Origin of the sequence: uncultured Shewanella sp., from assembly GCF_947501225.1 — a bacterium.
In the GTDB taxonomy this organism is placed as follows: domain Bacteria; phylum Pseudomonadota; class Gammaproteobacteria; order Enterobacterales; family Shewanellaceae; genus Shewanella.
In genome coordinates this window covers 156210-181889 of record NZ_CANMUW010000006.1, presented here as the reverse complement: position 1 = coordinate 181889, position 25680 = coordinate 156210, and the positions used below count along the sequence as shown (strand labels likewise).

At 48.3% G+C, this 25680-nt stretch carries 27 protein-coding genes; 14 read left to right on the top strand and 13 right to left on the bottom strand.

Annotation, left to right across the window (positions count from 1 at the left end; genetic code table 11):
- Positions 1–66: 66 nt before the first annotated feature.
- Entirely contained in the window at positions 67–1119 is a 1053-nt protein-coding gene (locus Q1B47_RS11125) for an alkene reductase (protein WP_299793607.1), read from the top strand.
- A 298-nt stretch (positions 1120–1417) separates the two neighbouring features.
- Here the strand turns inward: Q1B47_RS11125 and Q1B47_RS11120 are convergent, their stop codons facing one another.
- The 4 genes from Q1B47_RS11120 to Q1B47_RS11105 all read right to left on the bottom strand — a co-directional run bounded on the left by Q1B47_RS11120 (position 1418) and on the right by Q1B47_RS11105 (position 4422).
- Complete coding sequence (locus Q1B47_RS11120; RefSeq protein WP_299793197.1) at positions 1418–2659, bottom strand: DUF2325 domain-containing protein; 1242 nt, start codon at positions 2657–2659, stop codon at positions 1418–1420.
- A 253-nt stretch (positions 2660–2912) separates the two neighbouring features.
- Complete coding sequence (locus Q1B47_RS11115) at positions 2913–3314, bottom strand: ribosome recycling factor family protein (RefSeq protein ID WP_299793194.1); 402 nt, start codon at positions 3312–3314, stop codon at positions 2913–2915.
- A 94-nt stretch (positions 3315–3408) separates the two neighbouring features.
- On the bottom strand, positions 3409–4257 hold the full coding sequence (locus Q1B47_RS11110) for an HDOD domain-containing protein (RefSeq protein WP_299793191.1): 849 nt from the start codon (positions 4255–4257) through the stop codon (positions 3409–3411).
- Positions 4258–4296: 39 nt separating this feature from the next.
- Positions 4297–4422 carry a hypothetical protein gene (locus Q1B47_RS11105; protein ID WP_299793188.1) on the bottom strand — a complete coding sequence of 42 codons (126 nt, stop codon included), beginning with the start codon at positions 4420–4422 and terminating at the stop codon, positions 4297–4299.
- A 369-nt stretch (positions 4423–4791) separates the two neighbouring features.
- Here Q1B47_RS11105 and Q1B47_RS11100 point away from each other — a divergent pair, with 369 nt between their 5' ends.
- On the top strand, positions 4792–6243 hold the full coding sequence (locus tag Q1B47_RS11100; RefSeq protein ID WP_299793186.1) for a DUF3360 family protein: 1452 nt from the start codon (positions 4792–4794) through the stop codon (positions 6241–6243).
- Positions 6244–6363: 120 nt separating this feature from the next.
- Here the strand turns inward: Q1B47_RS11100 and Q1B47_RS11095 are convergent, their stop codons facing one another.
- The 3 genes from Q1B47_RS11095 to Q1B47_RS11085 all read right to left on the bottom strand — a co-directional run bounded on the left by Q1B47_RS11095 (position 6364) and on the right by Q1B47_RS11085 (position 10198).
- Positions 6364–6606: a hypothetical protein gene (locus tag Q1B47_RS11095; RefSeq protein WP_299793183.1), complete on the bottom strand. Its 243-nt coding sequence runs from the start codon at positions 6604–6606 to the stop codon at positions 6364–6366.
- Between the two features lie 249 nt (positions 6607–6855).
- Positions 6856–7929: a DUF3083 family protein gene (locus tag Q1B47_RS11090; protein WP_299793180.1), complete on the bottom strand. Its 1074-nt coding sequence runs from the start codon at positions 7927–7929 to the stop codon at positions 6856–6858.
- 715 nt (positions 7930–8644) lie between these two features.
- The gene (locus tag Q1B47_RS11085) at positions 8645–10198 is read right to left on the bottom strand and encodes an ammonia-forming cytochrome c nitrite reductase subunit c552 (RefSeq protein ID WP_299793177.1); all 1554 of its coding nucleotides are present in this window, start codon (positions 10196–10198) and stop codon (positions 8645–8647) included.
- A 911-nt stretch (positions 10199–11109) separates the two neighbouring features.
- On the opposite strand from Q1B47_RS11085, the gene Q1B47_RS11080 reads away from it, so the two are divergent.
- Positions 11110–11844, top strand: coding sequence for a nucleoside phosphorylase (locus Q1B47_RS11080; RefSeq protein WP_299793175.1), 735 nt, complete (start codon positions 11110–11112; stop codon positions 11842–11844).
- Between the two features lie 224 nt (positions 11845–12068).
- Here the strand turns inward: Q1B47_RS11080 and Q1B47_RS11075 are convergent, their stop codons facing one another.
- Both Q1B47_RS11075 and Q1B47_RS11070 read right to left on the bottom strand, forming a co-directional pair.
- Positions 12069–12317 carry a DUF3297 family protein gene (locus Q1B47_RS11075; protein ID WP_299793173.1) on the bottom strand — a complete coding sequence of 83 codons (249 nt, stop codon included), beginning with the start codon at positions 12315–12317 and terminating at the stop codon, positions 12069–12071.
- Between the two features lie 276 nt (positions 12318–12593).
- Positions 12594–13700: a M20/M25/M40 family metallo-hydrolase gene (locus Q1B47_RS11070; RefSeq protein ID WP_299793170.1), complete on the bottom strand. Its 1107-nt coding sequence runs from the start codon at positions 13698–13700 to the stop codon at positions 12594–12596.
- A 223-nt stretch (positions 13701–13923) separates the two neighbouring features.
- Between Q1B47_RS11070 and Q1B47_RS11065 the strand changes: the two genes are divergently transcribed.
- A complete protein-coding gene (locus Q1B47_RS11065) occupies positions 13924–14361 on the top strand; it encodes a dCMP deaminase family protein (protein WP_299793167.1) in 438 nt (145 codons plus the stop codon).
- A gap of 91 nt (positions 14362–14452) precedes the next feature.
- Here the strand turns inward: Q1B47_RS11065 and Q1B47_RS11060 are convergent, their stop codons facing one another.
- The 4 genes from Q1B47_RS11060 to Q1B47_RS11045 are packed head-to-tail and all read right to left on the bottom strand — an operon-like array spanning position 14453 to position 16407.
- Complete coding sequence (locus Q1B47_RS11060; protein WP_299793163.1) at positions 14453–15040, bottom strand: cytochrome b; 588 nt, start codon at positions 15038–15040, stop codon at positions 14453–14455.
- Positions 15021–15200: a hypothetical protein gene (locus Q1B47_RS11055; RefSeq protein WP_299793160.1), complete on the bottom strand. Its 180-nt coding sequence runs from the start codon at positions 15198–15200 to the stop codon at positions 15021–15023. Before Q1B47_RS11055 ends, Q1B47_RS11060 begins: the two co-directional genes overlap by 20 nt.
- Before the next feature lie 10 nt (positions 15201–15210).
- Positions 15211–16029 carry a nuclear transport factor 2 family protein gene (locus Q1B47_RS11050; protein WP_299793157.1) on the bottom strand — a complete coding sequence of 273 codons (819 nt, stop codon included), beginning with the start codon at positions 16027–16029 and terminating at the stop codon, positions 15211–15213.
- Between the two features lie 51 nt (positions 16030–16080).
- Positions 16081–16407 carry an antibiotic biosynthesis monooxygenase family protein gene (locus Q1B47_RS11045; RefSeq protein WP_299793154.1) on the bottom strand — a complete coding sequence of 109 codons (327 nt, stop codon included), beginning with the start codon at positions 16405–16407 and terminating at the stop codon, positions 16081–16083.
- A 1016-nt stretch (positions 16408–17423) separates the two neighbouring features.
- Between Q1B47_RS11045 and Q1B47_RS11040 the strand changes: the two genes are divergently transcribed.
- The 10 genes from Q1B47_RS11040 (at position 17424) to Q1B47_RS10995 (ending at position 25526) form a co-directional block, all read left to right on the top strand.
- Positions 17424–17852, top strand: coding sequence for a hypothetical protein (locus tag Q1B47_RS11040; protein WP_299793151.1), 429 nt, complete (start codon positions 17424–17426; stop codon positions 17850–17852).
- A gap of 131 nt (positions 17853–17983) precedes the next feature.
- Positions 17984–18511 carry a Na+/H+ antiporter subunit E gene (locus Q1B47_RS11035; RefSeq protein WP_299793148.1) on the top strand — a complete coding sequence of 176 codons (528 nt, stop codon included), beginning with the start codon at positions 17984–17986 and terminating at the stop codon, positions 18509–18511.
- On the top strand, positions 18511–18807 hold the full coding sequence (locus Q1B47_RS11030; protein WP_299793144.1) for a monovalent cation/H+ antiporter complex subunit F: 297 nt from the start codon (positions 18511–18513) through the stop codon (positions 18805–18807). The genes Q1B47_RS11035 and Q1B47_RS11030 overlap by 1 nt, the downstream gene beginning before the upstream one ends.
- A complete protein-coding gene (gene mnhG / locus Q1B47_RS11025) occupies positions 18804–19145 on the top strand; it encodes a monovalent cation/H(+) antiporter subunit G (RefSeq protein WP_299793141.1) in 342 nt (113 codons plus the stop codon). The genes Q1B47_RS11030 and mnhG overlap by 4 nt, the downstream gene beginning before the upstream one ends.
- A gap of 26 nt (positions 19146–19171) precedes the next feature.
- Positions 19172–20167, top strand: a complete 996-nt coding sequence (locus Q1B47_RS11020) for a Na(+)/H(+) antiporter subunit B (RefSeq protein ID WP_299793138.1) — start codon at positions 19172–19174, stop codon at positions 20165–20167.
- Entirely contained in the window at positions 20148–20510 is a 363-nt protein-coding gene (locus Q1B47_RS11015) for a cation:proton antiporter subunit C (RefSeq protein ID WP_299793605.1), read from the top strand. The genes Q1B47_RS11020 and Q1B47_RS11015 overlap by 20 nt, the downstream gene beginning before the upstream one ends.
- A complete protein-coding gene (locus tag Q1B47_RS11010) occupies positions 20510–21988 on the top strand; it encodes a monovalent cation/H+ antiporter subunit D family protein (RefSeq protein ID WP_299793135.1) in 1479 nt (492 codons plus the stop codon). The genes Q1B47_RS11015 and Q1B47_RS11010 overlap by 1 nt, the downstream gene beginning before the upstream one ends.
- On the top strand, positions 21985–23475 hold the full coding sequence (locus Q1B47_RS11005; protein ID WP_299793132.1) for a monovalent cation/H+ antiporter subunit D family protein: 1491 nt from the start codon (positions 21985–21987) through the stop codon (positions 23473–23475). The genes Q1B47_RS11010 and Q1B47_RS11005 overlap by 4 nt, the downstream gene beginning before the upstream one ends.
- Positions 23465–23827 (top strand): hypothetical protein, encoded by a 363-nt coding sequence (locus Q1B47_RS11000; protein ID WP_299793129.1) that lies wholly within the window; start codon positions 23465–23467, stop codon positions 23825–23827. Before Q1B47_RS11005 ends, Q1B47_RS11000 begins: the two co-directional genes overlap by 11 nt.
- On the top strand, positions 23814–25526 hold the full coding sequence (locus tag Q1B47_RS10995) for a Na(+)/H(+) antiporter subunit D (protein WP_299793126.1): 1713 nt from the start codon (positions 23814–23816) through the stop codon (positions 25524–25526). Before Q1B47_RS11000 ends, Q1B47_RS10995 begins: the two co-directional genes overlap by 14 nt.
- Positions 25527–25680 lie beyond the last annotated feature (154 nt).

Sequence of the window (25680 nt, the reverse complement as noted above, 5' to 3'; positions counted from 1 at the left end):
AATAATACTTGAATGATCGTTCAAATAAGAATATCTTGAATGGACATTCAAGAAAAAGAGGTCGCTATGACTGAGAATCTATTTCAACCCTTTGCACTCAACGAGACTATCACCCTACAAAACCGCATCCTGATGGCACCGCTGACTCGTTGTATGGCAGATGAGGAATTAGTGCCGACTCAGGCCATGGCTGAATATTATGCTCGTCGCGCCGAAGCAGGCCTTATCATCTCTGAAGCCGTACTTGTTCGTCCCGACGGTCAGGGCTACCCCAATACCCCTGGTCTGTTTACCCCGGCTCAGATCGATGGCTGGCGTGTAGTGACAGATGCAGTGCATAAAGCCGGTGGCAAAATATTCGCCCAGTTATGGCATACCGGCCGGGTCGCCCACCCACACTTTTTCGAAAAATCTGGTTCTACTCAGGTATTGGCCCCATCCGCCGTTGGCCTGGAGGGAACTCTGCCCAGAATGCGAGAGTTGAGCTATCACCTCCCTAAAGCAGTAACTCATGATGAGATAACTCAGCTAGTTGCTGATTTCGCACAAGCTGCGGCGAACGCGATAGATGCCGGCTTCGACGGCGTCGAGATCCACGGGGCAAATGGTTATCTTATCGATCAGTTCCTGCATCATGACAGCAATCGTCGCACCGATGAATATGGTCAAACAGCCGAAAATATGACCCGCTTCCCCTTGGCCGTTGTGGATGCGATATCTGACCGCATCGGCAATGACAGAACAGGCCTAAGAGTTTCACCGGGAGCCTATGTCAATATGGCCGGAGACATCAGAGACCGTGCCGTATTTGATTATTTTCTCGCTGAGCTGGAACAACGCGAACTGGCCTTCCTGCATATCGGTATTTTCGATGATGCCATGGAGTTTGATTACCTGGACGGCAGCGCATCGAGTTACGTACGCAGCGTTTATAGTAAAACCTTGGTTGGGGTAGGCAGCTATAGCGCAGAAACTGGCAGCGCAGCCATCGCCGAAGACAAATTTGATCTGTTAGCGATCGGCAGACCTTTTATCGCTAACCCCGATTATGTAGCCCGAGTCCGTGAAGGGGCTGAGTTGGTGGAATATTCCGATGAGATGCTAACCAGCTTACTTTAAAGGTATTAGTTTAAAGAGATGGGTGTAAAGAGTTTGCTGCAATAAATTTAGAGTGAAAAGTTTTTAAAAATCATCAATCCTGTGTCTTATCTTTGTCTTGAGGCAGAAGAGGCTAACCTAATGGTTAACCTCTTTTTTTTTACCTAAGTGGGCCTCCTTTGGTCACCGGACACACCATCAGCATCACTTTCTGACGGCGATCTATTGATAGCCGCACAGAGGTAGGTTTCATTCAAAATAATCAACTACAGCTTATGAGCAGCGCTATTAAAACCTTCGCAACCGGAGCCGTCCTACGTCAAAGGCTGATGCAGCTGACCTCATTGGCAACATCATCCATCGCCTTGGCAAAGCTGGATATGCCGGATGAAGGGATAAACAGGTGGCGCTTCTTGTGCTGCTTGCAGAAACGCTTCAACCGATAGTAGGCGTCGTGACTGATACAGTCGGTGGCACAGATAACCGCATCGGCGGACCAGAGCAGGGCATCGAGGCGCTTGCTGCGATCCTCGATGCCGCCGTCATGGTGACTGAATTCGCCATTGCAGCGAGACACCAGCTCCCGGTACTGATCTGTCATGCGGTGCAGACCGCCAACACAGAGGATCTTCTGCCCCTTGAGATCCGGACAATCGCGACAGCTGTCGGCACTACAACCATTACAGGGAGAGAGACTCTGTTTTACAAACCCTTCCAGAGCCCGGGTCTCCTGCTCCCGCTGCTGTAGCTTCTGAGTTAAGTCCAGAATGTTATCTTCACTCTGCCTCAGTTTCTGCTGCCACTGCAGCTTTTGCTTATCCAGGATCTCGACCGAGCTACTCTTGCTGGAAAGCTCGTTACGCAACTGCTGCAGTTGCGGCGCAAGAGCCCTGCTCCCCTCCTGCTCTAGTCTTTGGCTGTGCTCCTTGAGGCGCAGATTCTCCGCCTTGAGTTCAGCCAGTTGCTGCTGCAGTGTCAGCAGCTGACTCTCTTTGCTGGAGATGGTCTGTCGCGCCTTCTGCTGGCTTTTATCCAGCGCTTTTTTCAGTTCAGCCAGCTCCTTTTCGACATCATGCAGGCGTTTCAGATCGGCACGCTGACCGGCACCAATCTGGTGCGACAGCATATGAATAGTTTCATATGCCATATCCTGCGTGGCCAGATCGCACAAGGGGTGGGTTAGCAATGCCCACAAGGCTTCGGCACTGGCCCCTCGATCAATATGTTGCTGCCAGGCCTGCTTGAGTTTATCGCGGCATTTAAGCTGACCAAAGCGCTTGATGGCGGCGGCAAACTTTTTATCCAGATGCTTTTGCACCGTCAAAGAGAGCCGGTGTTTGCTGTCGCAGTTGGAGACCACCCAGGTATGAAGCCAGTAATCGCCTTTTCGGGCCTGATCCTTATCGACAACCTTCTCCGCCAACTTTCGGATCTCAGAGGTGGTCAGGCAGGTACCTATAACCGGGCATAGCAGCTTGCCGGGTAGCTCCCACAGTTTACGCTTCCCCTTAAAGCCGTTTGATACCTCTGCCCCTTTGGCACTAGCTGACGCATCGCACATGCCATCCCCCTTATTCTATCGTGGTTCTGTCGCGGTTATGCTTGCCCTTTGGCAATGATTCATTCGTTAATGAGGTTAGTGTAATGGTTATACCCACTCTGTCAATGATAATAATTATCATTACCAATGATAAAGGTAAAAGAAACAGAGTCAGACTCATTAACAGCATGAGCCGGTCGATATGGATATATCTCTGAGGTTAGGCTGGCAGTACCAAACTTGATTAGCTCCCCTTTTCGACCGCCAGATACTTTTACCAATCGTCGGCATTAAAACGTGCCGATCTCGCTTCAGCCAGAGAGCAATCGGTAATATGCATCAACTCATTCAGGGTGATGTTGGGGGTGTCGGTAATAAGACGGGCAAGCTTTGCCTCTATCGGTTCCAGCTTGTCGGTATGCTCAAGCAAGGCGGTTTCAACCTTTTGGATAAGGTAACGAAATTCAACTGCTTCCCTTTGCAACTGAGTCGCTTTCAGCTGTCCTGTAAAGGATTGAATGTTGATGGCATCACCGGATATGCCCCAATTTCTGGAGCGGCGCACACGCTTGAGCTCGCACTGATATTGCCGAGCCACGGCTTGGGCCTGTTTGACAGCCTCTCTCCCTATCCGATGGATAAGGGATGGAAGTGGGATAGTGATGGCTTCATTCATGGCTGCATTTCATTTATAACCGCTGACTCTTATTCTACTTTGCCCTGTATTTCCTATGAGTGTGCCGCCACGAATGGCTGTTAGCAACCCGGTGTTACCTCTTTCGGCCCTGTATCGGAAAAGTCGCCAGAAGCTCCATCGCTTGTAGGTTACAATACTGAAGCGACTCGTTTAACTCATCTAAGCTAATACCCATATCATCCAGGATATCCGCATTGATTAACGCCTCTTTAGTATAAATCCCGGGTTCTGCGTTAATTACGGCCAGACGCGAGGCAATATAAAGCAATTTACTATTCTCAGGCAATGGTTCAGTTTCGACATGATTGAACTCTGCGATGGGCTGTATGATGGTCTCCGGTAAATTCCACAGCTTTAACAGCTCGGTGGTACAATCGGCAAAGGTAAATCCAAACATCTCACACTGGCGATACCAGGGAGTTTCGTCACGATCATAACCCTCACAATATTTAACTTTATCCGGGTCGCTCGTGACCACGGCCAACATCCCCAGGTTATGAAACAGCCCGGACAGGAAGATGTTATCGGTATCCTTAATCTGCATATTTTTTGCGAAGTACTGACAGATAAGGGCGCAATCGACACTGATCTCCCAGAATTTATCCATATCCACGACCTTAGGGTCGATAGCTGAAAATGCCGCAGTCACACCATAGGCATCGACCAGTTTCTTTACCTGCTTGATACCCAGCAGAACTAACGCTTTAGAGAGGCTGTCTATCTCTCTCGGCATGCTGAACATGGCACTATTGGCGATTTTTAAGATCGATGCGGCTATAGCCGGCTCATAGGCAATAGCATCGCCCAGCTCCTCCATGCTGCAACCATCGCTGGATAACATTCGATTCAATTTTATATAAACATCGGATAGCACGCATAATTCCTGCGCTTGCCTGGCATAATCAAGAGGTGATTTTGACATTGGATTCACCTTGAACGGATAGGGTAGTACTAATAATAGTTAATGCCATAATTTGTTCAATGCGATTAAAGAGCTGTATGCGATAGAGGGGCAACCTGTCCCAGCAAACAGAAACTCTTCATCACTAACAGGTGGCTCGCTACTGACAAGTCGGGGTTTATTCATACCCGGCTCCCCATTTACTCCCTACATTATTCACTCCCGCCCAAGTTTTACTGTCGCTCCCCTTTATGACGACAAAAAGTGACTTTTAAGTGCCAAAAGTCTTAATGACACATAAGCCTTTGACTCTAATGAAGAACCACAAGTGTGACAGAGATCTCATTTCAGGTTCTACTAATACGCGAAAGATCACAAGATCAAAAAATGTCCAACCTGTATATTAAAGATCACTAATTGTTATTGAAATTGTTCAGACCATGCTTAAACTTCGTTAATAGAACTTTCATTAATGTAAACTTCTTTCAGTAACATAAGTTACTTTCACTAACAGAGAGTATTTTCAGCTGATGTTATTGATAAATCGGAGAAGATATGAGTACAGAACAAGCGACCTATAAACAGCGCCGTCGCAAGGCAAGCGAGTTTGAATCGAGGACCGCCTATCTTGAGCATGAATTATCAATCATGGATCTAAAACGTTGGCGGATTAACCTACCGTTTCGTGACTTTGGTATCGAAATAGAAGATTGGGTACCGGCGCTTGCCGCAACAATCGGTAAAGTTGTGATGGTAGCCGCTATGGTTGCTGCATTTGCGAGCCAATTTGGCCTGTCACAAGAGTTTGTCGCTGAAAACACCCGCTTCGAACTATTGATAGCCGGTATCATCTTTGTTGTATTCTTCTCCGCAATCCTCAACCCCTTGACTAATTTGGCTGGTACTCACGGGCCAATGATCCCCCTCATTCCTTTAATCGCAGCGGCTGGCGGACACCCGCTGGCACTGGGGATTATGGTGGGTCTGTTTGGCTTAATCCTGAGTGCAACCAAGGGCGGCTCCCGGCTGGTAAACCTGACCGGCGAAGGGGTTCGGGGTGGATTGCTGATATACCTGGGTGCAGTGGGACTAATCGGACAATTAAACAAGTTTGAGTCCTGGGCCATAAGCTCTGCCCAAGATGCGGTCCCATTCGTGGTCATTCTCACCTCCATCATTATCTATGCCTATCTGGCCAAAATTCAAAAGCGTTGGGTGGCTATTCCACTGTGCTCACTGATCGCCGGTATCGTTTCATTCGCCATGGGCGTACCGTTTGAATTCGTTACCGAGCCGGGTTTGCCCAATATGAATCCGTTCTACTGGTGGGGTGAAACGACCGGTTGGCAACTGGGCTGGCCACAGCTGGAGCACTATATTGCCGTTGTTCCTTTCGCCATTCTGGCTGTGGCGATGTGGTCACCGGATTTTCTTGGGCACCGCGTATTCCAGGAACTGAATTACCCTAAAAGTGCTAAAGGCACATTGATGAATGTAGATGACACCATGGCCGTGTGTTCTATTCGTCAAATTGTCGGTGCAGGTTTAGGTGGAGGTAACCTCTCCTCATCCTGGGGGACATACATGATCCCGGCAGCGATAGCCAAGCGTCCCATTCCTGGTGGTGCATTACTGACAGGCCTGCTTTGTGTCATGACAGCCGTATTGGGATTCCCGATGGATCTCGCAATGTGGGAACCTGTTCTGCGCGTTGCACTGTTAGTGGGTGTATTCCTGCCGCTGTTGGAAGCCGGAATGCAGATGGTGAAGAGTTCGAGTAACGCTCAAAGCGCTGGTATCTGTATGTTCGCTTGCGCCCTGGTCAACCCTGTATTTGGCTGGGCACTGACTATGGTACTCGATAACCTTGGATTAATAGGCAACAAAGAGCGTGCAGACTCTCTTTCACGCACAGACAAACTTGTAATACCGATGGCCGCCTTGATCATCTGTGTTGGTTCGTTGGCGCTTGTGGGTCAATTGCCGGGTATACCAGCCTTGTTATAAGCTAAAACCTGTGAAACAGATAGGCCAGATATCTGGCCTATCTATCACGACTGAGTATAGAGACAGGCCAACAGGCCTTAACGAGTAGAGGCAGAAAGTCCGCACTTACGCTGAGCTCACCTATCCCCCCTCCGGCTTTTCCTTTTCAGTTTCTCTCTTTACCAGAAGAAAGGTCAGGTACATCTTGGTCGGCAGAGACAGCGCCATACCAAAGGCCACACACATGGCACTGATGATGATCCCTTTTACCCCCATAGCCTCAACCATTTCGCTGAAGTTGTGGAAATAGATGCCCAGAGCTATCAGGACCAGACCGAGAGCGATACAGCACTTCAGCAGCAAGATTAGCTTTTCATCAGTCACTATTATCCCTCATCCGATTGCATCATATTTAACTAATGTAATGGATAGCTAGACGCAATTTCAAGTTAACTGAATTAAAAAAGCAAAAGTCTGACAACGGCAAACTAAAGAGAGGATGAATGGTTAACTTTCGCAGTTAACCATCCACTTAGCTCTGGCCCAAAGGCCAAGCCTACTTAAACATCCTGGTCGATGTTTAAGGATAGGCAAGGCTCCTGCAAGGAAGATGAGTGCTTATCAGCCGATAAGCTACTCCGGATATTGGTAGCTGATATGTTGATGGAAGCGTACGATGAGCTCCTCTCGTGCTCTGTCTAACTCTAACTCAGACGTCAGGCTCTTCAACGCATCTTCAACCCGGTTCAGATAACGGCTGAGTCCACCATCTTTGGAGTCTTTCACGCCAGAGGCTATGGTAAAGTTCACCGTTTCGACTAGGCGATTACCGTCCCAGTGACGAATATATTGCTGCTCCTCAACATTGGGATCGAAACCTAGCATCTGCACTTCGTCGGTGCCATCGACCTGATCGTATTTACTGTTTCGTACCAGAGGGGTGAGCCCATTGGCAACCATGGCGATCCGGTTCAACTGCTTAGCCGATGCCGCCTGAATGAAGGTATCTTCCAGCTTCTTATACAGAGGCGTGAAGTCATCGGTATGGCTCGGTAAGAGCGCCTGTTTGAGCTTACGGCTAATGGGGAGTTTTACCGTGACATAGCAGAGCGAACCATGCCCTTGCGGCAGAGAACACTCCCTCGCTCTGTATCTGTCGCTGATTGAGCGTAGCTTATAACCATAACTCTCTTTATTACCCTTAGCCTTGGCGAACAGATCATAAGAGAGATGCTGGTGATCGCGGATTTTAATTCTCAGATCTTTTTCCGGCAGTTGAGGCGTCAACTTCCCGAGGAAAGATTGCACTCTTATATGAAAATTAGCCGAGTTGCTGCGGATCTCTTCACCCGTGGCTAACAGCACAATACGTATTTTGCGTGCCCGGTAATCATCCTTACTATGGAGCGTTTGCGCCTCATGATACTCAGGATTATAGAAGAATATGATCTGTTCAGCGGTCGGGAAACAGTAGGCTTCGGTATGAAAACGAACTACGGGTAACTTATCGTTAGTGATCACATGAACGTTATATAGCTCTTCCTGTTCCGCAAGATTAAAGATGGTGCGGCTGATACTCTGATAACAGGTTTTGTAATCAGGATAATGGGCCAGTAACGCATCCGTTACTATGATTTCCGCGGTGATGTACTGATTGCTGCGAACGTCCTTGGGTAGATACACTTTCTGCTGATGGCTAAGGGCCATAAAAACTCCTTGTGATATGTAAACCATATGTAGCTTAGTGCCAATGGTAACGATAAATTATGACGAGAATACTGCTATAGAGCACACTTTTAGCTGAAGCTACATAATACCCTTCGAATATGATTTATTGCTTAAAATCGATAAGCCAAAAAGCTAAAAACAGAGATAAATATCTCACTGGCCGAACCGCCTCATGACTCACTGCAAGCCCAAAACAATCCATGCACCACAACGCCCTTTGAATTCGGGCACTTAATCAAATTGATACCTTATTGACTTCAGCGATGCTTCCTCAGTACCAGCCACAGGAGATAACCAGGGGAAACTGATTGCGACCAGGTGAACTGCCGCAATACCGGCAGTTTTCAGGTGCAGTGAGAAGTTAAAAAGCACTCATGAGCGGACACTCACTATCAAACGCTTATTAGGAGGAGTATAAGATAGGAATGATGATTAAAGTCTGAGGTTGCGACTAAGTAAAGCCTGCGCCAGCTAAGTGGAGCATCGACTTAATACAAAAGAGAGAGGCATACTCTGCTCCGGTTTATTAATTTTCACTAAATACAATAAACCACAGCAATATAAACATTTAATTATCCGCCACTATTTTAGTAATAACAGATGACAATATTACTTTATTAAAAAATGAGTAAAAAAGGCCAGTCGACTTACACCGACTGGCAAACGGATTTGAGAGTAATAGTGGAGAGGCTATTTATTTCAAATCAACGGGCCACTCTTTTTCAACGCGTTTCTCGATAAATTTGTCTTTCGAGGTTTTCATCGCTTCAAAATTTAGACCTGCTAAAGGTTGAACCTTAGCTTTAGTATCGTATTTACTGCCATCATAAACATAGTTAGGCGCATACTTAGCTAATAACAGATCGGCTTCAGCAATTGCTTCATCCAGAATTGAATTTGATTTTTCCAGCAGACGTACCGCTTCTGTAGGGTTATGAGCATGGATACCGTGAGACGCTGTTGCACTGTCCCAGAACCACTGACCATGTCTGATTTTAGTTAATAAGCTATCCATCTCTGCCGCTAACGGAGTGCCTGCTTTTAGTGCCGCTTCGTAGTTACCCTTAGCTTCAGCAATACTCTTACCTGCTTCCAGCCCTTTAATCCCGTTCGCAGACCATATGGCCTGTGCCTTAAAGTGGGCTTCAGTTAAGCGGGGATCTGTACCATTGGCAGCAAAACGTAACTTTTTGATCTCAGCTTTACGCTCATCAAATATCTCTTCGAAGTCAGTACCTTCATGACAACTTAAACAGTTTTCAGGCAGTTGTTCAGCGTCGAAGGTCACCTTATGGTTAGAGTACTTAGTCCCGGCTTTATTGGTCGCCTTAGGCATATGACAAGTCGTACAACCAAACTCTAGATGGTTATCCATCGCATGGTCAGTTCGATCTGACATGTTTTCATACTCAGGGTGTTGCGCTTTGAGCGATGGTGCCCCCGAAATGGCATTAGTCCAGTCTTTGAAGTTACGCTGATCATAATAAGCAAGCTTAGCTTCAGCCGCAAAACCTTCATACAGACCATCAGTCCCGGTGTAGTTCACGACCTCTTTATAATCCGTTTTCACACCCGGCACCCAATGATCCCAAGGGTAGCGAACTTTCTTACTGTCAGAACCTTCGAAGTAATATTCAATATGGCATTGAGCACAGGTCTGACTGGCTTGCATAGTCTGTGTTTGAGCGGCAAAGTCTTTGCCAATCACTTTCATTGCACGATCGGCATATGGGCGACTAATTCTAATTTCATCACTGCCTAGCTCGTGACAATCGGCACAACCTATGGTGTTAGACATTTCGTGGCCCCAGGTTGACCAGCTATTGTCAGAGAAATTAGCCTCCCCTACTTTGTCATACATGCGAACAATGTCGGGGGTTTTACAAGACCAGCAGTTAGCAGGCATCGCTTCGCCAACGACGACCCCATCATGGCCGACAACCGGATGACCTGTACGCAGTGTCTTTACGATATCAGTCATGGCAAAGTGATGACCTCTGGCACGGTTATAATCTTTCGCAAAACCGTAACCGGCCCAGGCACTGACGAGGTTTGGGTTAGAAGCTAAGAAATCATCTAATTTACCGGAATCAGGAGTAGTCTGTTCTGTTTCAGCCCAGGTAGTATATTGTTCAGGAAATTGCTTTTTCCAATTTTCACTTTTATATAAATCGACTTCTGTTGCCATACTATAACCGGTAAATACGGTTGATAGCATGACAGCAGCTGCCAGCCTTTTAATTTTCATGTTCATTCCTCATCTGCATTTTTAATTCTTATTAAAAACCAGCTCGCCAGCAATTAAATCAACTCAGCCAACAAACTTGAAATAATTAATATCACAGCAAAAACAGCTGAACATAAATTTAAAGTTACAATGTGACAAACCCCTAATCAAATTTAATAAGTATGTTGCAGATCAAATTTCACACTCAAATTAACTATCTCCTTATAGGTATGCAAATTTTATTTATTAATTAAAAACAACATCCAATTAAACGATATATCGCACATATAGCGATATATCGCGACCCAGATTAAAGACTAAATAAGCTTATAAAAAACCAAAATTAATACAAGCAATATAAAAACACAAAATAACAACAACTTACAAAAGGAGAAAATCTTTTGTTATGCAACTTAAAATATTCATTTCACTTATCAAAAAACATTACCGACAGAGTTCACAAACCAACACAGTAACAACGACCAGTTCAAATTAAACTGCCGCAGATCAAGGTTAGCAGTAGAGCAAAACGGGGTCACCTACAACGCAAACCTTAACTCAAGCTTAATTTCAAGCTGAAATAATGAGAGCATCAAAGAGAGATAAACCAATAAGGTGAAGTAAATCATTAGCTCCTGATACTTGCGAACCTTAAAAGATGGTGCATAAGTTAGCACTGCATCTCTTAAGCCCAACAAAGCCACCCACCACACCGAAAACCAGCTTTTGGTGACTAATTTAATTCAATAATGGCGACAAGATCTAAGTATCTGAATGCCAAGTTGATATGATAGCCGGCATACTCGTTGCTGCCGGCTTTCTTCACTGAAGCCGGGGCAGACAGAACCAAATAACCCCGCCTCTGTCACCGTTAACTACAGCCGACCATTTGGCTGCAGCGGCTGATGGCGGGTATTGTCATTAAGAGGCAAATGATGAGCAAACAACCCCATATCGCGGTGAGTCCACAGCAGGTAGCAGAGCGTGTCATAGTCTGTGGTGAGCCGGATCGCGTCAATCGCATCTCCTCCCTGCTGGAACAGGTTGAACTGATAGCCGATAACCGCGAGTTTCGACTGATGAACGGACAGTATCAGGGCAAGATGATCACCCTTTGCAGCACAGGTGTCGGGGCACCATCGGCTATCATAGCTTTGGAGGAGCTCAAGCTGTGTGGCGCCAAATATCTGGTGCGGGTCGGTTCGGCCGGGGCGCTACAGCACAATATAGGCCTGGGCGAGCTGATTGTTGCCGAGGCTGCGGTGCGAGACGAGGGAGGCTCTAAAGCCTATGTCCCCGGCGAATTCCCGGCCTGTGCCGATCGCCATCTGCTCTCTGGTATCGAGGCATATCTTTCGCAAAACAACTACCCGGCACACATAGGGGTGGTGCGCTCCCATGATAGTTTTTATCGCGATGATGAGGATGATATCTGTCAGCGCTGGAGCCAAAAAGGCGTGCTGGGCGCAGATATGGAAACTTCCGCCCTGTTGACCGTAGGCAGGCTAAGGGGGATGAAAGTGGCATCGATACTCAATAACGTCGTGCTCTACCAACAGGATGTCCAGGATGGGGTCAATCAGTACCTGAATGCCGACGACGTGATGATGCAGGGGGAGATGGCCGCCTCGAAGGCCGCGCTGCACGCCCTGTGGTTAGAGCCTTAAAAGAAGTAAAAAAAGTTATAAGTGGTAAGTTTTAAGCTGTAAGTTTTAAGCTGTAAGTTATAAGCAGTAAGTTTTAAGCTGTAAGAATGGTATATAGATTCCGGCGAAAGCGATCGCCGGAATGACGGCAATATAGCCCTCAAACTCCGCCTATAAAAAAACGAACCGCAAGGGGTTCGTTTTAATCACTTCGCGGCTAAAGCCGCTCCTACATTAAAAGCGTTTTATTTATAAAACGCTTCAACCTCGCCTTTCATCGTCATCAGCAGAGGTTGACCGCGACGGTCTAACGCCTTGTGTGACGGCACCTTTACCCAACCTTCACTGATGCAGTACTCCTCGACATCGAAACGCTCTTTGCCGTTAAGCTTGATACCGATATCATGCTCGAAGATCTCTGCCACATGATGTGGGCTACGTGGATTAACGGAAAGACGATCGGGTAAAGCTGGTTGCGCTGTGGTGTCGGTCATGGTCTGGCCCCAATTATAAGAAAGTTGAAAGATTGCATAAAAAAATCGTGCGCCATTGTAGGCATTACAGACATTGGGCTCAAGCACGGCATTCATAAATGTGAGTGGCCCTTCCCCTGAGCCATAGACATAAGCTGAACAATAGCCGGGCAATGGCTCGTCATTGATCGTGACCGCATTGCCCCCGACTCAGATAGAGCAGAGAGCGAGGCCGCTATCGGCACAGACCGATAGCTTGCCTCATGCTTCATAAGTGGTGAGAACAATCCACCTTCATCAACGCGTCAGGTAGCTGCTGATAAACTCTGTGATTTTTACCATGTCGGCGACGGCAATGAACTCATCTGTGGTGTGCACTTTTGTCATCCCCGTCGACAAGTTAACCGTCTTCAGCCCTTTCTCATTGAAGATGTTGGCATCTGACCCGCCACCGGTAGGCTTAGTGACACCTTCGATACCTATGGCCTCGAAGGCGGCCTTAATCGCAACGACGTGCGCGTCATCGTCAGCGATATGATAGGCGTTGTAGGAGCGGGTTGAGGCGATCTCTATGCCTGCGCCATGCTTTTGTGCCGCCGCTTCAAAGGTCGATACCATGTGCTCCACCTGTTTCGCCAGCTTATCATCATTGAGTGAGCGGGCTTCCGCTTCGATGCGAAGCTCAGGCATCACTATGTTGGTCGCCTGACCACCTTGTACCACACCGATGTTGGCGGTGGTTTCATCATCGATTCGACTCAGCTGCATCTGGCTGATGGCATCGGCGGCGACCGTCAGGGCATTGATGCCGGCTTCAGGTTCCAGCCCCGCATGAGCAGGCTTACCTTCGATGGTAATTTTAAGGCTTTGCTGACCCGGAGCGGTAGTGATAATGGTGCCAATGGGCCCACCGGAATCGAGCACGATAGCCTGGTCAGACTCAATCTTACTCATATCGAAGTTCTTAGAGCCATGCATGCCACGCTCTTCATAAACAGTAAAGGCCACTTCAATGGTTTTATGTGCTTCACCGCTCTCTTGAATGCTGCGTACCGCCTCCATGACCGCGGCGATACCGGACTTGTCATCGCCCCCTAAGATGGTGTCGCCTTTAGCGCTGATGATGCCATCTACGATGATAGGTTCAATACCATTACCCGGTGTTACTGTATCCATATGGCTGCTGAAAACAATGCTGCCTTCCAGCGAACCCTGTAGCTTGCCGTAGATATTAAAGCCATTAGAGATGGTGCCCGGAACGCTAAGCTGAGTCACCTCAAAGCCCAGTTGGCCGAGTTGCTCTGTCAGCAGTTGCGCAACGGCTTTTTCATTGCCTGATTCACTGTCGATTTTCACCAGTGAGATAAAGTGTTCAACCAACCTTTCCTGATTAATATTTGTCATCTGTATGCGGCTTCTTTTCTGCGAAATAGACAAGAATCATAAACCTAAGTTACACAGCGGATAGGTGAGTTACATCAAAGAAATGACAGAAAGGAAAAGTGAAGACTCACTCAGGCCCAGCTATATTGATTGCTTATGTGTTGATTTATCATTGTTCTCCATAGAGAATAACGCTTGGTACCTGTGGTTTACTCAATAGTATTGATTTAGGAGTTTCTGTTAGATGATGACAAAATGGGCGATACGTTTTTTACAGATGGCCGAGCTTGTTGGCTCCTGGAGTAAAGATCCCTCCACTCAAGTCGGGGCGGTGATCACCGAGAATAACCGCATTGTCTCATTAGGGTTCAACGGCTACCCCCATGGGATCTCCGACAGTGCCGATACCGATAACCGGGAGATGAAGCTGCTGAAAACCCTTCATGCAGAAGAGAATGCCATTCTCCATGCAAAACGTGATCTGAGCAGCTGTGAGATCTGGGTGACCCACTTCCCCTGCCCTAACTGCGCCGCCAAGATCATCCAGACAGGTTTACGTGCCGTACATAGCCCGCAACCAAGCCAGGACTTTCTTTCCCGCTGGGAAGATAAGATTAAAGTCAGCCAGGATATGTTCGAGCAGGCCGGCGTTCAGGTCGACTGGATGCAGGTAGAGCAGTAAAGATAAACTTCTATAATGAGGCCATACCTGGGGTCAAAGCTGGCTTAGATTAAGTTTACTCTGGCCCCACCTATCTTGGATAAAAAAACAACTAAAGCATTCTTTTTAAAGTATTATCCCTCTTAACAAAATGGTGGTACATGGCTGCCATTGCGTGCCCTAATATCAAAATCCACACTAACCACTTACCGCCGATCTCTTTATGAATAAAGTCCATTGTCGGTTCAATCGCTTCAAAGCTGGAATTCAGCCCATCTACGACTAATGCCTGATAAATCCAGGTATCGGCAAACTTACTGATATCAAATAAAAAGAAGAATTCAGTGTTGGCTCCGGTACCCATGTAACCCGTTAACGGCATAACAAGCATGACAAGATATAAGGCGTAATGCCCCAACTTAGCTGCAAGGTGTTCCATAGGCGTTCCGGGTTCAGCTCTAGGTGTAACGTTAATCAATTTCCAGATTATACGCAGCAGAACCAAAACGCCTATGGTTACTCCGACTGATAAATGAACTTGAAGGGCATTCCAATTTTCCGGCGTTTTCTCCTCAGTAAACCATTGGCGGTAATACACGCTAACGTAAGCTAATAAAAACAGTATTGCGACTGACCAGTGAATCCATTTGGCAATACGCCCATAAGCCTGCTCAGTATTTTTAAAATGTTGATGTTTCATTGCTTAACCTCGCCGTTAATATTGGTTTACTCACCTGGAACTTGAGCTGATAACCCAGATAGGTATAACTAGCACCCGACTCATCACGCTTACCACAGTATAAATCGCCATAGTTATAGTTATAGTTATAGTTATCGCCATAGTTATCAGCCCATATCACGCTTACAAACCTATCTCTTTAATGGAAACTGGCAGAACTCCTTAGCGACTTCTGGATCGGGGTCACTGGGCAGGTTCAGGAAATCGTAACTGGGATCATTACGCCCCAGGTCGCTGCCGTCGTGCCATTCACCGGACTTACCATCCTGATTTGTATCACGGGAGCCCTTGAATCTGTCCTTATAGCCTTCAGCAAAATGGCCGGTAGCGGGGACTTTTGTAAACCAGTCAAAAACAGTCAATCGTTTTAAGATGCGCCATTCATCACCGCGCTTTTCAAAGTTAAAAAGCATGCGGCCATACAGTGTCACCTCATGAGCCTCTTTACCTTCACCGACAAGATGAAAAGCCCAGACATAGCTCTCTGCATTAGCCCTGTTTTCATCCAACAGGTCGATGACGATGTTGCTAACACGGTGTTGCGTGGTTCTTAATGTCGAGAACCCCTTCATAGCCTGGCAGGCAAATTGATTATAGGTCGCTGGGGCAGGACTAGATTCTGCATCTGTAAAAAACACCGGGAACTCAGGATCTTGATGCTCTTCAATTGCTTCCGGCCAATATGTTGACCGCATTAAACCACGATCCATGCGGTCAAGTGAGCGAGTCAGGTGATGAATAACGTCTTTGATTGCTTCCTTATCCAGTAAATCTTGCAATCTATTTTCCGTACTTCTTCTCCAGTTTTTTCCTTCAACAGACTTATCCGTAAACTGGCGTTCAAAATCCGAGCCTTTAGCGGTTTCTCCGGCGATTCCCGGTTGGCTCACAATAATTCCCATAACAGAAAACACGATTGCAGCCTTGGTAACCCTTTTTAAAATCTTCATAAAATATATCCCAGAACTTGGCTTAAACTAAGGTAAGGAGTAAAGGCCCCATTAAGCGCCCTTCTTCCATTCACCAATTGGCTCTAAAACCGCAAATGTTCTTGGGCTTGCAAGCATTTCAGGCAAGATTTTTTCATATTCAGCTCGATACTGCTTAACCTCCAACTGGTTCTTCACAAAAGCATCCATTGATGGCTCGTTCCAGCGTTCATACAGGGTAAACTTATTTGGCTCGTTCACATTTCGGTGAAAATAGGTATCAATAAAAGTATCCTCATGGGACATGGCTTCAAGAACCTTAGTGGCCTCTTCAACGAAACGCTCAACAGATCCCGCTTTAACATCAAACTCAACATAAAACACAAGTGGCTTACTCATAGTTAACTCCAACACTTACTCTTTTAGTAACGATAGATAAATAGTAACCACCAAATATTTGGAATAGTAGACAGGAAAATTGAATAGCTTTCATTCGATTTTGGAATACATTTAAGATCAGATAACTGTCATGTATTTATATGGGTTGAAAAGCCGGGGGCTTTACCAACATCGCCTGAGAGCAACACGGCCCGCAACCAAGACAGGACTTGCTTTCGCGCTGTAAAGATAAGGTTTAAGTCAGCAGGGATATATTCGAACAGGGCGGCGTTCAGGTCGATTGGATGCAGGTTGAGTCGCAGCGGCAAACTTCTATCTGTAGGCCATATCCGGGGTCAAAGTTGGCTTAGGTTAAGTTTACTCTTACCCCACTTACTCTGCCCCCACTTATCTGCCGCTTATAACGTCGATATAGCAATATAGATACATCATTACTTGAGCGAGACTCTATTACTTAAACGAAACGCCAATATGGTTATCCGCGGACAGACCGCGAAGCTTAAAATAAACTTAATTAAAGGTTAACCCAAACTTTAATTAAGCTTAACTTAACATAAATCAAAACTTAAATGTTCTGACATTTTCATCTGACAGGCATTTGACGAAAAAAATTAACCCCACCAAACAATAACTTATTACCACACCTCGTTATTTCCGATGAATAGAGAAATAATATGCGAGTTTACACTAACTTGCCATTTCCTCTTAAATGTCAAAACTTATAAATGACCACATAGAATAGATAGAACATTGGTGCACCTCGACTTAAATAAATAAAGTAATAGCAGATACATGACAAAACTCTTTACCTCACTATATGCAGTTACGGAAAACCCATGACGTGAAATATAAACAGATAGGGTCAAGCGTTTAATTTACTGAGGCACAGCAGAATCTGAATTGACGGTTAAGAAATAATAACCGCACACATTGAGTTGTTATTTCTGGTTACGAGGCACTTAAAAAACGGGAACTATTCACAAACGAACAGGCTAACACATCGCCAAGGAATTCACATGAAAATCATCCAGTTATTAATAATTGCAACATTAACCCTCCCCTTTTCGTTATCTGCAGATTCGGAAAACCATGAATATGAGGAACAGATGGTGCTTGCATCTTGCATGTCACTCAAAAAGCCATCTGCAGATATTTCAGCTGACTCCTGCATCTACTATATTCAGGGGTTTCTTGCCGGCTCCTTAAACATAAACACTAATTATAAATTCCGTGAAACATCGGGGGGATTTTTAGATAGAGCCTATAACACCAGAGTAGGGAAACAGACATCAAAGAAACAACTTACCCAATTATGCATCCCCAAAGATGAAAACTTTGAAGATCTTGCCGGGCGTCTGGTTGGTCATTTGTCATTTCCTATCGACTCTATGCAATTGCTGCACAATCAAATTTACCAAGCGCTCGAAGTGGAATCTTTATGCTAATAAATAACTGTAAAAAAACAATAAATCTATTGGTAGCATTGAAACTTACAAAGCAGAAATAAGGCCCTCTTCAATTTGCATCTTGTAAATACTTACCAATTTTCTGTTTATGCTAGGTTTAAAGGAAGACGATGAACAACAGCAAGGTATTAAATACATTGACACAGGACACAAATAACAGCCATTTGCCGAGCCACAAGCTCAGCCTATTGCTCACCTTAGCCCTGTTTTGGTGGATCAACTCCAATTACAGCAACCCGCTTCTGCTCTCATTGGGGGCGGGGTCGATCATGCTGGTGCTCTACATCGCACAGAAAATGGATGTGATCGACCATGAGTCTCAGCCCATTCATCTATCAATCAATATGCCCGGCTATGTGGTGTGGTTAGCAAAAGAGGTGATTTTGTCCAATATCAGTGTGGTTAAGCATATCTGGCTGGGCAACAAGAGTATCTCACCGACACTGACCACCATAGATACTCGCCAGTGCACGGATATCAACAAGGTTATCTACGCCAACTCCATCACCCTTACCCCAGGCACAGTAGCGATAGACCTGATTGATGACCAGATCACCGTCCATGCCCTGCATAAGGCGGACATCGAGACACTGAAAACCGGCGAGATGGATCGCCGTGTAAGGGAGCTCGAAGACTAATGTTAGCTGCCGCCACTATCGCCATTCTCGTCGTCATGCTGCTGGCGATCATTCGCTGCGTCGTTGGTCCGACCCTGTACGACCGCATATTGGCCTTCAATATGTTTGGCACCAAAACAGTACTGCTGATCTCTGTATTGGGCTTTTTAATGGGCCGTCCTGAGTTCCTCGACATCGCCCTCGTCTACGCCCTGATTAACTTCATCAGTGTGGTGGGTGTATTGCGCTTTTCAGACTCAGCCGAGTTCAAGGTCACCCCCTATGAACGTCCTTCAACCAAGGAGAGTAAAGAATGAACCTCCTGATCGATATAAGCAGCGGCTTGTGCCTGCTCATTGGCTGCTTCCTGTGCCTGTCTGGCGGGGTCGGCATATTACGCTTCCCGGACTTTTACACCCGCATGCATGCGGTGAGTGTCACCGACACCTTAGGGGCTGGCCTGGTGCTGATAGGTTTAATGCTGCAAAGCCCCGATGGCTTAGTCCTGATCAAGTTGATACTCATCTTACTTTTCACCCTTTTTATCAACCCATCAGCCAGCCATGCGCTAGCAAAAGCGGCGCTGCATAATGGTTTGTTACCCAAGCAAGGTAACGAGGCTAATCAAGGAGGAAACACGCCATCGAAGCGCTAGTTGATATCGTACTATTAACCTTTCTGGTGGTGATCGCCATCGCCATAGTACGGACAAAAGATCTGTTGGCGGTTGTCATGTTAACGGGGATCTATGGCTTATTATCAGCCAGTTTCTTTGTGGTACTCGACGCCGTAGACGTGGCCTTTACCGAAGCTTCTGTAGGGGCCGGGATATCCGGCCTGCTCATGTTGTCGGCCATAACCATGACCGGACGTAAAGAGGCGCCGGGGCGACACAAGCCATTTCTGGCGCTATTCGTGGTGCTCGTCACCGGCGGTATGCTGGTCTATGGCACCATGGACATGCCCTATTTTGGTGCTGTCGATGCCCCGGTTCATCAACATGTAGCGCCGCGCTATATTCACGAATCGATGCAGGAGGTGGGCGTTCCCAATGTCGTTACCGCCGTATTAGGCAGTTACCGGGCCTTCGATACCTTAGGCGAAGTAGCCGTTATCTTTACCGCCGGTATTGGTGTGCTGTCACTGCTGTCGCTGCCAAGGCGCCGCAAAGATTATCAATCGGATGAGGCCACCGAAGAGCAGATGCATGAGCGTCATATGGTACTGCGCATTGTCAGTAAGGCCTTGATCCCCTTCATCTTGCTGTTTGCACTCTATGTGCAGTTCCATGGCGACTTTGGCCCGGGAGGTGGCTTTCAGGCCGGCGTGATCTTTGCCGCTGCCATCATCCTCTACACCATGCTATTTGGCTTAGATACCGCCAAGAAGGTGTTTAATCAGGGGCTGGTTCAGCTGCTGGCCGCGGTGGGACTGCTGCTCTACGCCAGTGTTGGCGTGGTTTCCATGCTCAATGGGGCTAACTTCTTAGATTATGACGTACTCGCCGATGACTCTATTGCCGGCCAACACCTGGGGATTTTGCTGATTGAGTTAGGCGTCGGAATCACCGTCGCATCAGTAATGCTAATCATCTTTTTCAACTTCGATGGCCGCAGGCAGGCCCAGCTCAACGGCAACAAACAAATAGGGGAGCATGATGTTTCTCGGACTCTATAACTACTGGATCGTGGTGCTGCTGATGATGATCGGATTCTACATCGTCATCGCCCACGGAAATTTAATCAAAAAGCTGGTAGGTCTCACCATTTTCCAGACTTCGGTGTTTATCTTCTATATCAGCATCGGCATGGTCGAGCGCGGCAGTGCGCCAATCTTAGCCGAAGGGATCAGCGATTACTCAAACCCGCTACCCCATGTATTGATCCTAACGGCCATTGTGGTGGGCATTGCTACCACCGCCCTTGGACTCGCGTTGGCGGTGAGGATAAAAGAAGCCTACGGCTGTGTTGAAGAGGATGAGATCCAGAAACAAGATCAGCTTAACGAGGATAAGTCATAGTGTTAGCTCACCTGCCTGTTTTACAAGTCGTACTGCCGCTGATGGCTGCGCCATTCTGCTGGTTTTTAAACCGCGCCAAGCTGGTGTGGGTCTTCGCCCTGCTGGTCAGCGGCGCAGTCTGTGTCAACAGCGTACTGCTGCTGATAGAGGTGATGAACTCCGGCACCATTATCTATGAGCTGGGGGGCTGGGAAGCGCCCTGGGGGATCGAATACCGCATCGATAAACTTAACGCCCTGTTACTGCTGATCATCTCGACCATAGGGACTGTGGTGCTGTTTGCGGCGCAAACCAGTATTCAGAAGGAGTTACCCGAAGATCGCCACACCCTGTTTTACAGCCTCTACCTGCTGTCATTGACCGGCATGTTCGGCATTGTCGCTACCGGTGATGCGTTTAACGTGTTTGTATTTTTGGAGATCTCGTCGCTGTCGGCTTACGCCCTGATCGCCCTGGGCAGGGATAGACGCGCGCTTTGGGCGGCGTACCAATACCTGATAATGGGAACTATCGGAGCGACCTTTATCCTGATCGGCATCGGCCTGCTCTACCAGATGACCGGCACCCTGAACATGAACGATCTCGCCGGTCGACTGGCAGAGGTTGGTCATACCCGTACCGTGTTTGCCGCGTTTGCCTTCCTCATCGTCGGCATCTGCTTAAAGCTGGCGCTGTTCCCACTACACCTGTGGTTACCCAATGCCTATGCCTACGCACCCTCGATGGTGACGGCGTTCTTGGCGGCAACGGCGACTAAGGTGGCGGTGTACCTGCTGATCCGGTTTACCTTTACCGTGTTCGGCATCTCATTCTCCTTCACCACCCTGCCGCTGCAGGACATCTTGATGGTGCTTGGACTTGCGGGTGTGTTTGCCGCCTCCATCGCGGCCATTTACCAGAAGAATGTGAAGCATATTCTCGCCTACTCCAGTATCGCGCAGGTGGGTTATATGATTATCGGTTACTCCATCAACACCAGCACAGGTGTCATGGCAACCCTGCTACACCTGTTCAATCACGCCCTGATGAAAGGCGCGCTGTTCTTAGCCTTAGGCGCGGTGATGTACCGCATAGGTAGCGTGCAACTGAGTCAGTTCCAGGGCTTAGGCCGACAGATGCCCCTCACCATGGCAGCCATAGTAGTGGGTGGCCTCAGCCTTATCGGTGTGCCCCTGACTGTAGGGTTCGTCAGCAAGTGGTATCTGCTGGTTGCCAGCGTCGAAGCGGGAATGTGGCCGGTCGCCGTGCTGATCCTACTGGGCTCACTGCTGGCCATTGTGTATATCTGGCGCATCGTTGAAACCGCCTACTTCAGGCCGCCACTGCCGGGTCGCGAAGCGGTGAAAGAGGCGCCTTGGTCTTTCCTTGGGCCAATTTGGGCACTGGTCATCGCTAATATCTACTTCGGTATCGATACTCGCCTGAGTGTGCAGGTCGCACAGGCGGCTTCTCAGAGTTTGTTTGGAATTAACCCATGAATCTTTCTTTAGCGCTGATGTTACAGCTCACCATTCTACTGCCGCTGCTGGCCACCCTCGCCATCGCGGCGACAGGGCAGAAACCTAACCTTCGTGAGGCGATCACCATAAGTATCAGCCTTGTGGTGCTTTATTGCGTGGTTAACCTCTACCATGCACTCAAGGCAGGCGCCAGCATAGCGGTGTCATGGTGGGAATTAATACCCGGCTTAGAGATAAGCTTTGTGGTTGAGCCCCTCGGCATGCTGTTCGCCCTGATTGCCAGTTTTCTCTGGCTGATCACCACCATTTATGCCATCGGCTACATGCGTGGCCATGGTGAAGACAATCAAACACGATTTTATCTCTGCTTTGCCTTAGCCATCAGTGCCGTGATGGGGCTGGCGTTTTCGGCGAACCTGTTTACCCTATTCGTTTTCTACGAGGTGCTGACACTATCGACCTACCCGCTGGTGACGCACGCCGGTACAGACAAGGCAAAAAAAGGCGGGCGGGTCTATCTCGGGATCTTGCTCAGTACCTCTATCGCCTTCTTCCTGCTGGCTATCATCCTCACCTGGTTTGTAGCCGGAAGCCTGGAGTTTAAATCCGGCGGCGTCTTCGGCCCAAGTGTCGATACCGGCCTGGTGGGGGCCATCCTGGTGCTGTTTGTTTTCGGCATAGGTAAAGCGGCAATAATGCCGTTCCATCGCTGGCTACCAGCCGCCATGGTCGCGCCGACACCGGTCAGCGCCCTGCTGCACGCCGTCGCAGTGGTCAAGGCCGGCGTTTTCACCGTACTGAAGATCTGTATCTTCATCTTCGGACTCGATCTCCTGCCAAGCCTGCCGACTACCGAGTTCCTGCTCTATCTGGCCAGCATATCTGTCTTGCTCGCCTCGATTGTGGCAATGCGTCAGGACAACTTAAAAGCACGGCTGGCATACTCTACGGTGAGCCAGCTGGGCTATATCACCATAGGCGCACTGCTGGCCACCTCATCCGGGGTTATCGGCAGCTCGATGCACATTGCGACTCATGCTTTTGGCAAGATAACTCTGTTCTTCTGTGCCGGTGCCATCTTAGTGGCGGCCCATAAATCTAAGGTAAGTGAGATGCGTGGCCTGGGCTTTACCATGCCGGTCACCATGGCGGCCTTCTTCATCGCCAGCCTCAGTATCATTGGGGTTCCGCCGGCGGGTGGCACCTGGAGTAAGTGGTTCCTGTTAATGGGCACCATGGAGACAGGTTATTGGTCCATCATGATGGTGCTGATGCTGAGCTCACTGCTCAATATCGCCTATCTGTTGCCTATCCCCTATCACGCCTTCTTCCCGGGTAAGGAACACTCGCCGACAAAGGCCGGGCTCAAGGAGGCACCTCTGCCCTCATTAATCGCGTTATCCATCACCACCTTAGGTTGCCTGCTCCTGTTCATCTACCCGCAGCCTTTTTATGAACTGGCGAATGCTATCTTGACAGTACCGGGAGTCAGCCATGAACAATGAGAAACAGTATTTCTTTGATCAACCCAAGAACGTCAAACGCATCTTGTATCTGCTGTATGCCTGCTGCGCCCTGCTTGTGGCGCTTGAGTTTGTCATCCATCGCCATGTCTATCACAGCTGGGAGAACCTTATCGGCTTCTACCCCATCTATGGCTTTGTCGGCTGCGTGATTTTGGTGCTGATAGCACGTTGGATGCGAACCTTCCTGATGCGCTCGGAAGACTACTATGACCGTAATGACGACAATGACCATGACAACCATTCAGAAGATGCTCCCGGGCAGCACACCCGAGGCGGTGGGGCAGACGGGACAGCAAACAAAAATATAGGTGATCATAATGTGGATGCTTGAGCTACCGCCCTTTACCCTGTTCTTTATCGGCGGGCTTATTGCTGCACTGACCAGCGGCAAGCTGCGTGGCGCACTGATGATTGCCATCCCGGTTATCAGCGGAATCCATCTGTGGACCGTACCAGAGGGAATTCATCTGCAACTCATGTTTTTAGATTATGAGTTGATCCCCTACCGCGCAGACAAACTGAGCCTGATGTTCGGCTATATATTCCATATCGCCGCGTTTATCTCCGTCATCTACTCACTACATGTGAAAGACACGGTGCAGCAGGTGGCGACCATGCTCTATGCCGGCAGTGCGCTGGGCGCGGTGTTTGCAGGCGACCTGCTGACCCTGTTTGTATTCTGGGAGCTGCTGGCATTTACCTCGGTATTTCTGATCTGGGCGCGCCGCACGACTCGCTCCTATCAGGCGGGCATGCGCTACCTGATCATTCAGGTATTATCCGGCGTCATTCTGCTCGTTGGTGCGCTGTTCTATATCAAAAACACAGGTTCAACAGCCTTTGACTATATCGGTTTGGAGGGTGCGGCCGGCTGGCTTATCTTTATCGCCTTTGGCATCAAGTGCGCCTTCCCCTTTGCCCATAACTGGCTCACCGATGCCTACCCGGAAGCCACGCCTACTGGCACAGTTATCTTAAGCGCATTTACCACTAAGGTGGCCGTTTATGCACTGGCGCGCGCCTACCCGGGCACCGAGCTGCTGGTCTATATCGGCGCCGCCATGACCTGCTTCCCCATCTTCTTTGCCGTGATTGAGAATGACCTTCGCAGGGTACTGGCCTACAGCCTGATAAACCAGGTCGGTTTCATGGTGGTCGGCATAGGTATCGGCACCGCACTGGCACTGAACGGCGCGATCTCACATGCCTTCAACGACGTGATCTTCAAGGGGCTGCTGTTTATGAGCATGGGGGCAGTGCTGCATATGACAGGCAGGATGAACGGCTCAGATCTCGGCGGCTTGTATAAAACCATGCCCAAGACCACGATACTCTGTATCGTCGGCGCCGCCTCTATCTCAGCCTTCCCGCTGTTCAGTGGCTTTGTCAGTAAATCTATGGTGATGTCTGCCGCTATAGAGAACGGTTATGACTGGATCTGGTTGATGCTGCTGTTCGCCTCCGCCGGTGTGTTCCATCATGCAGGGATCAAGATCCCCTACTTTGCCTTCTTCGCCCACGACTCGGGACTGCGAGCGAGCGATCCACCAAACAACATGTTACTGGCCATGTTGATCGCGGCTACCTTATGTATCGCCATCGGCATCTATCCGCAAGCGCTCTACTCGCTGCTGCCATATGATACGGGCTACAATCCTTATGATGCGACCCATGTATTGGCACAGACTCAGCTGCTGCTGTTCTCGGCCCTGGCCTTCGTCTGGCTGAACCTTAAGAATATGTATCCGCCTGAACTACGTTCGACCAACCTGGATGTAGATTGGTTCTATCGCCGCGCCATCCCCAATGTGCTGCAAAAAGTGTTTGCAGTCATTTGGAAGGCCGATGGCGACCTGCGCCAGGCAGCCAAGGTTAAGCTGGATCTCTGTCGTGGCTACCTTGCCCGCCAGCACAAAGGCTTGGGAGGCCTGATGTCAGGCACCTATCCCTCGGGCAATATGGTGCTCTGGGTCGCAATACTGCTGGCCTCCTACCTGTTTATCGGCTTTGTGAGTAAGCTATCTGTTTAGCGTAAGGCTCGAATAAAGAGAAGGGAACTTAAGCGGCTTGCATAGGGATATGCAAGCCGCTTTTTTTACATCAACCGCCCATACACCGATACAAAAACAGCAACCAGAACAGAGCACTAGAACAAAACACAGAGTTTTCTATTTTAATTAGAAA

What these genes read in the sequence shown, in the direction of transcription:
- Q1B47_RS11125 (WP_299793607.1), top strand. Translation starts at nt 67, where the DNA reads ATGACTGAGAATCTATTTCAACCCTTTGCACTCAACGAGACTATCACC.
- Q1B47_RS11120 (WP_299793197.1), bottom strand. Translation starts at nt 2,659, where the DNA reads ATGTGCGATGCGTCAGCTAGTGCCAAAGGGGCAGAGGTATCAAACGGC.
- Q1B47_RS11115 (WP_299793194.1), bottom strand. Translation starts at nt 3,314, where the DNA reads ATGAATGAAGCCATCACTATCCCACTTCCATCCCTTATCCATCGGATA.
- Q1B47_RS11110 (WP_299793191.1), bottom strand. Translation starts at nt 4,257, where the DNA reads ATGTCAAAATCACCTCTTGATTATGCCAGGCAAGCGCAGGAATTATGC.
- Q1B47_RS11105 (WP_299793188.1), bottom strand. Translation starts at nt 4,422, where the DNA reads ATGAATAAACCCCGACTTGTCAGTAGCGAGCCACCTGTTAGTGATGAA.
- Q1B47_RS11100 (WP_299793186.1), top strand. Translation starts at nt 4,792, where the DNA reads ATGAGTACAGAACAAGCGACCTATAAACAGCGCCGTCGCAAGGCAAGC.
- Q1B47_RS11090 (WP_299793180.1), bottom strand. Translation starts at nt 7,929, where the DNA reads ATGGCCCTTAGCCATCAGCAGAAAGTGTATCTACCCAAGGACGTTCGC.
- Q1B47_RS11085 (WP_299793177.1), bottom strand. Translation starts at nt 10,198, where the DNA reads ATGAAAATTAAAAGGCTGGCAGCTGCTGTCATGCTATCAACCGTATTT.
- Q1B47_RS11080 (WP_299793175.1), top strand. Translation starts at nt 11,110, where the DNA reads ATGATGAGCAAACAACCCCATATCGCGGTGAGTCCACAGCAGGTAGCA.
- Q1B47_RS11075 (WP_299793173.1), bottom strand. Translation starts at nt 12,317, where the DNA reads ATGACCGACACCACAGCGCAACCAGCTTTACCCGATCGTCTTTCCGTT.
- Q1B47_RS11070 (WP_299793170.1), bottom strand. Translation starts at nt 13,700, where the DNA reads ATGACAAATATTAATCAGGAAAGGTTGGTTGAACACTTTATCTCACTG.
- Q1B47_RS11065 (WP_299793167.1), top strand. Translation starts at nt 13,924, where the DNA reads ATGATGACAAAATGGGCGATACGTTTTTTACAGATGGCCGAGCTTGTT.
- Q1B47_RS11060 (WP_299793163.1), bottom strand. Translation starts at nt 15,040, where the DNA reads ATGAAACATCAACATTTTAAAAATACTGAGCAGGCTTATGGGCGTATT.
- Q1B47_RS11050 (WP_299793157.1), bottom strand. Translation starts at nt 16,029, where the DNA reads ATGAAGATTTTAAAAAGGGTTACCAAGGCTGCAATCGTGTTTTCTGTT.
- Q1B47_RS11045 (WP_299793154.1), bottom strand. Translation starts at nt 16,407, where the DNA reads ATGAGTAAGCCACTTGTGTTTTATGTTGAGTTTGATGTTAAAGCGGGA.
- Q1B47_RS11040 (WP_299793151.1), top strand. Translation starts at nt 17,424, where the DNA reads ATGAAAATCATCCAGTTATTAATAATTGCAACATTAACCCTCCCCTTT.
- Q1B47_RS11035 (WP_299793148.1), top strand. Translation starts at nt 17,984, where the DNA reads ATGAACAACAGCAAGGTATTAAATACATTGACACAGGACACAAATAAC.
- Q1B47_RS11030 (WP_299793144.1), top strand. Translation starts at nt 18,511, where the DNA reads ATGTTAGCTGCCGCCACTATCGCCATTCTCGTCGTCATGCTGCTGGCG.
- mnhG (WP_299793141.1), top strand. Translation starts at nt 18,804, where the DNA reads ATGAACCTCCTGATCGATATAAGCAGCGGCTTGTGCCTGCTCATTGGC.
- Q1B47_RS11015 (WP_299793605.1), top strand. Translation starts at nt 20,148, where the DNA reads ATGTTTCTCGGACTCTATAACTACTGGATCGTGGTGCTGCTGATGATG.
- Q1B47_RS11005 (WP_299793132.1), top strand. Translation starts at nt 21,985, where the DNA reads ATGAATCTTTCTTTAGCGCTGATGTTACAGCTCACCATTCTACTGCCG.
- Q1B47_RS11000 (WP_299793129.1), top strand. Translation starts at nt 23,465, where the DNA reads ATGAACAATGAGAAACAGTATTTCTTTGATCAACCCAAGAACGTCAAA.
- Q1B47_RS10995 (WP_299793126.1), top strand. Translation starts at nt 23,814, where the DNA reads ATGTGGATGCTTGAGCTACCGCCCTTTACCCTGTTCTTTATCGGCGGG.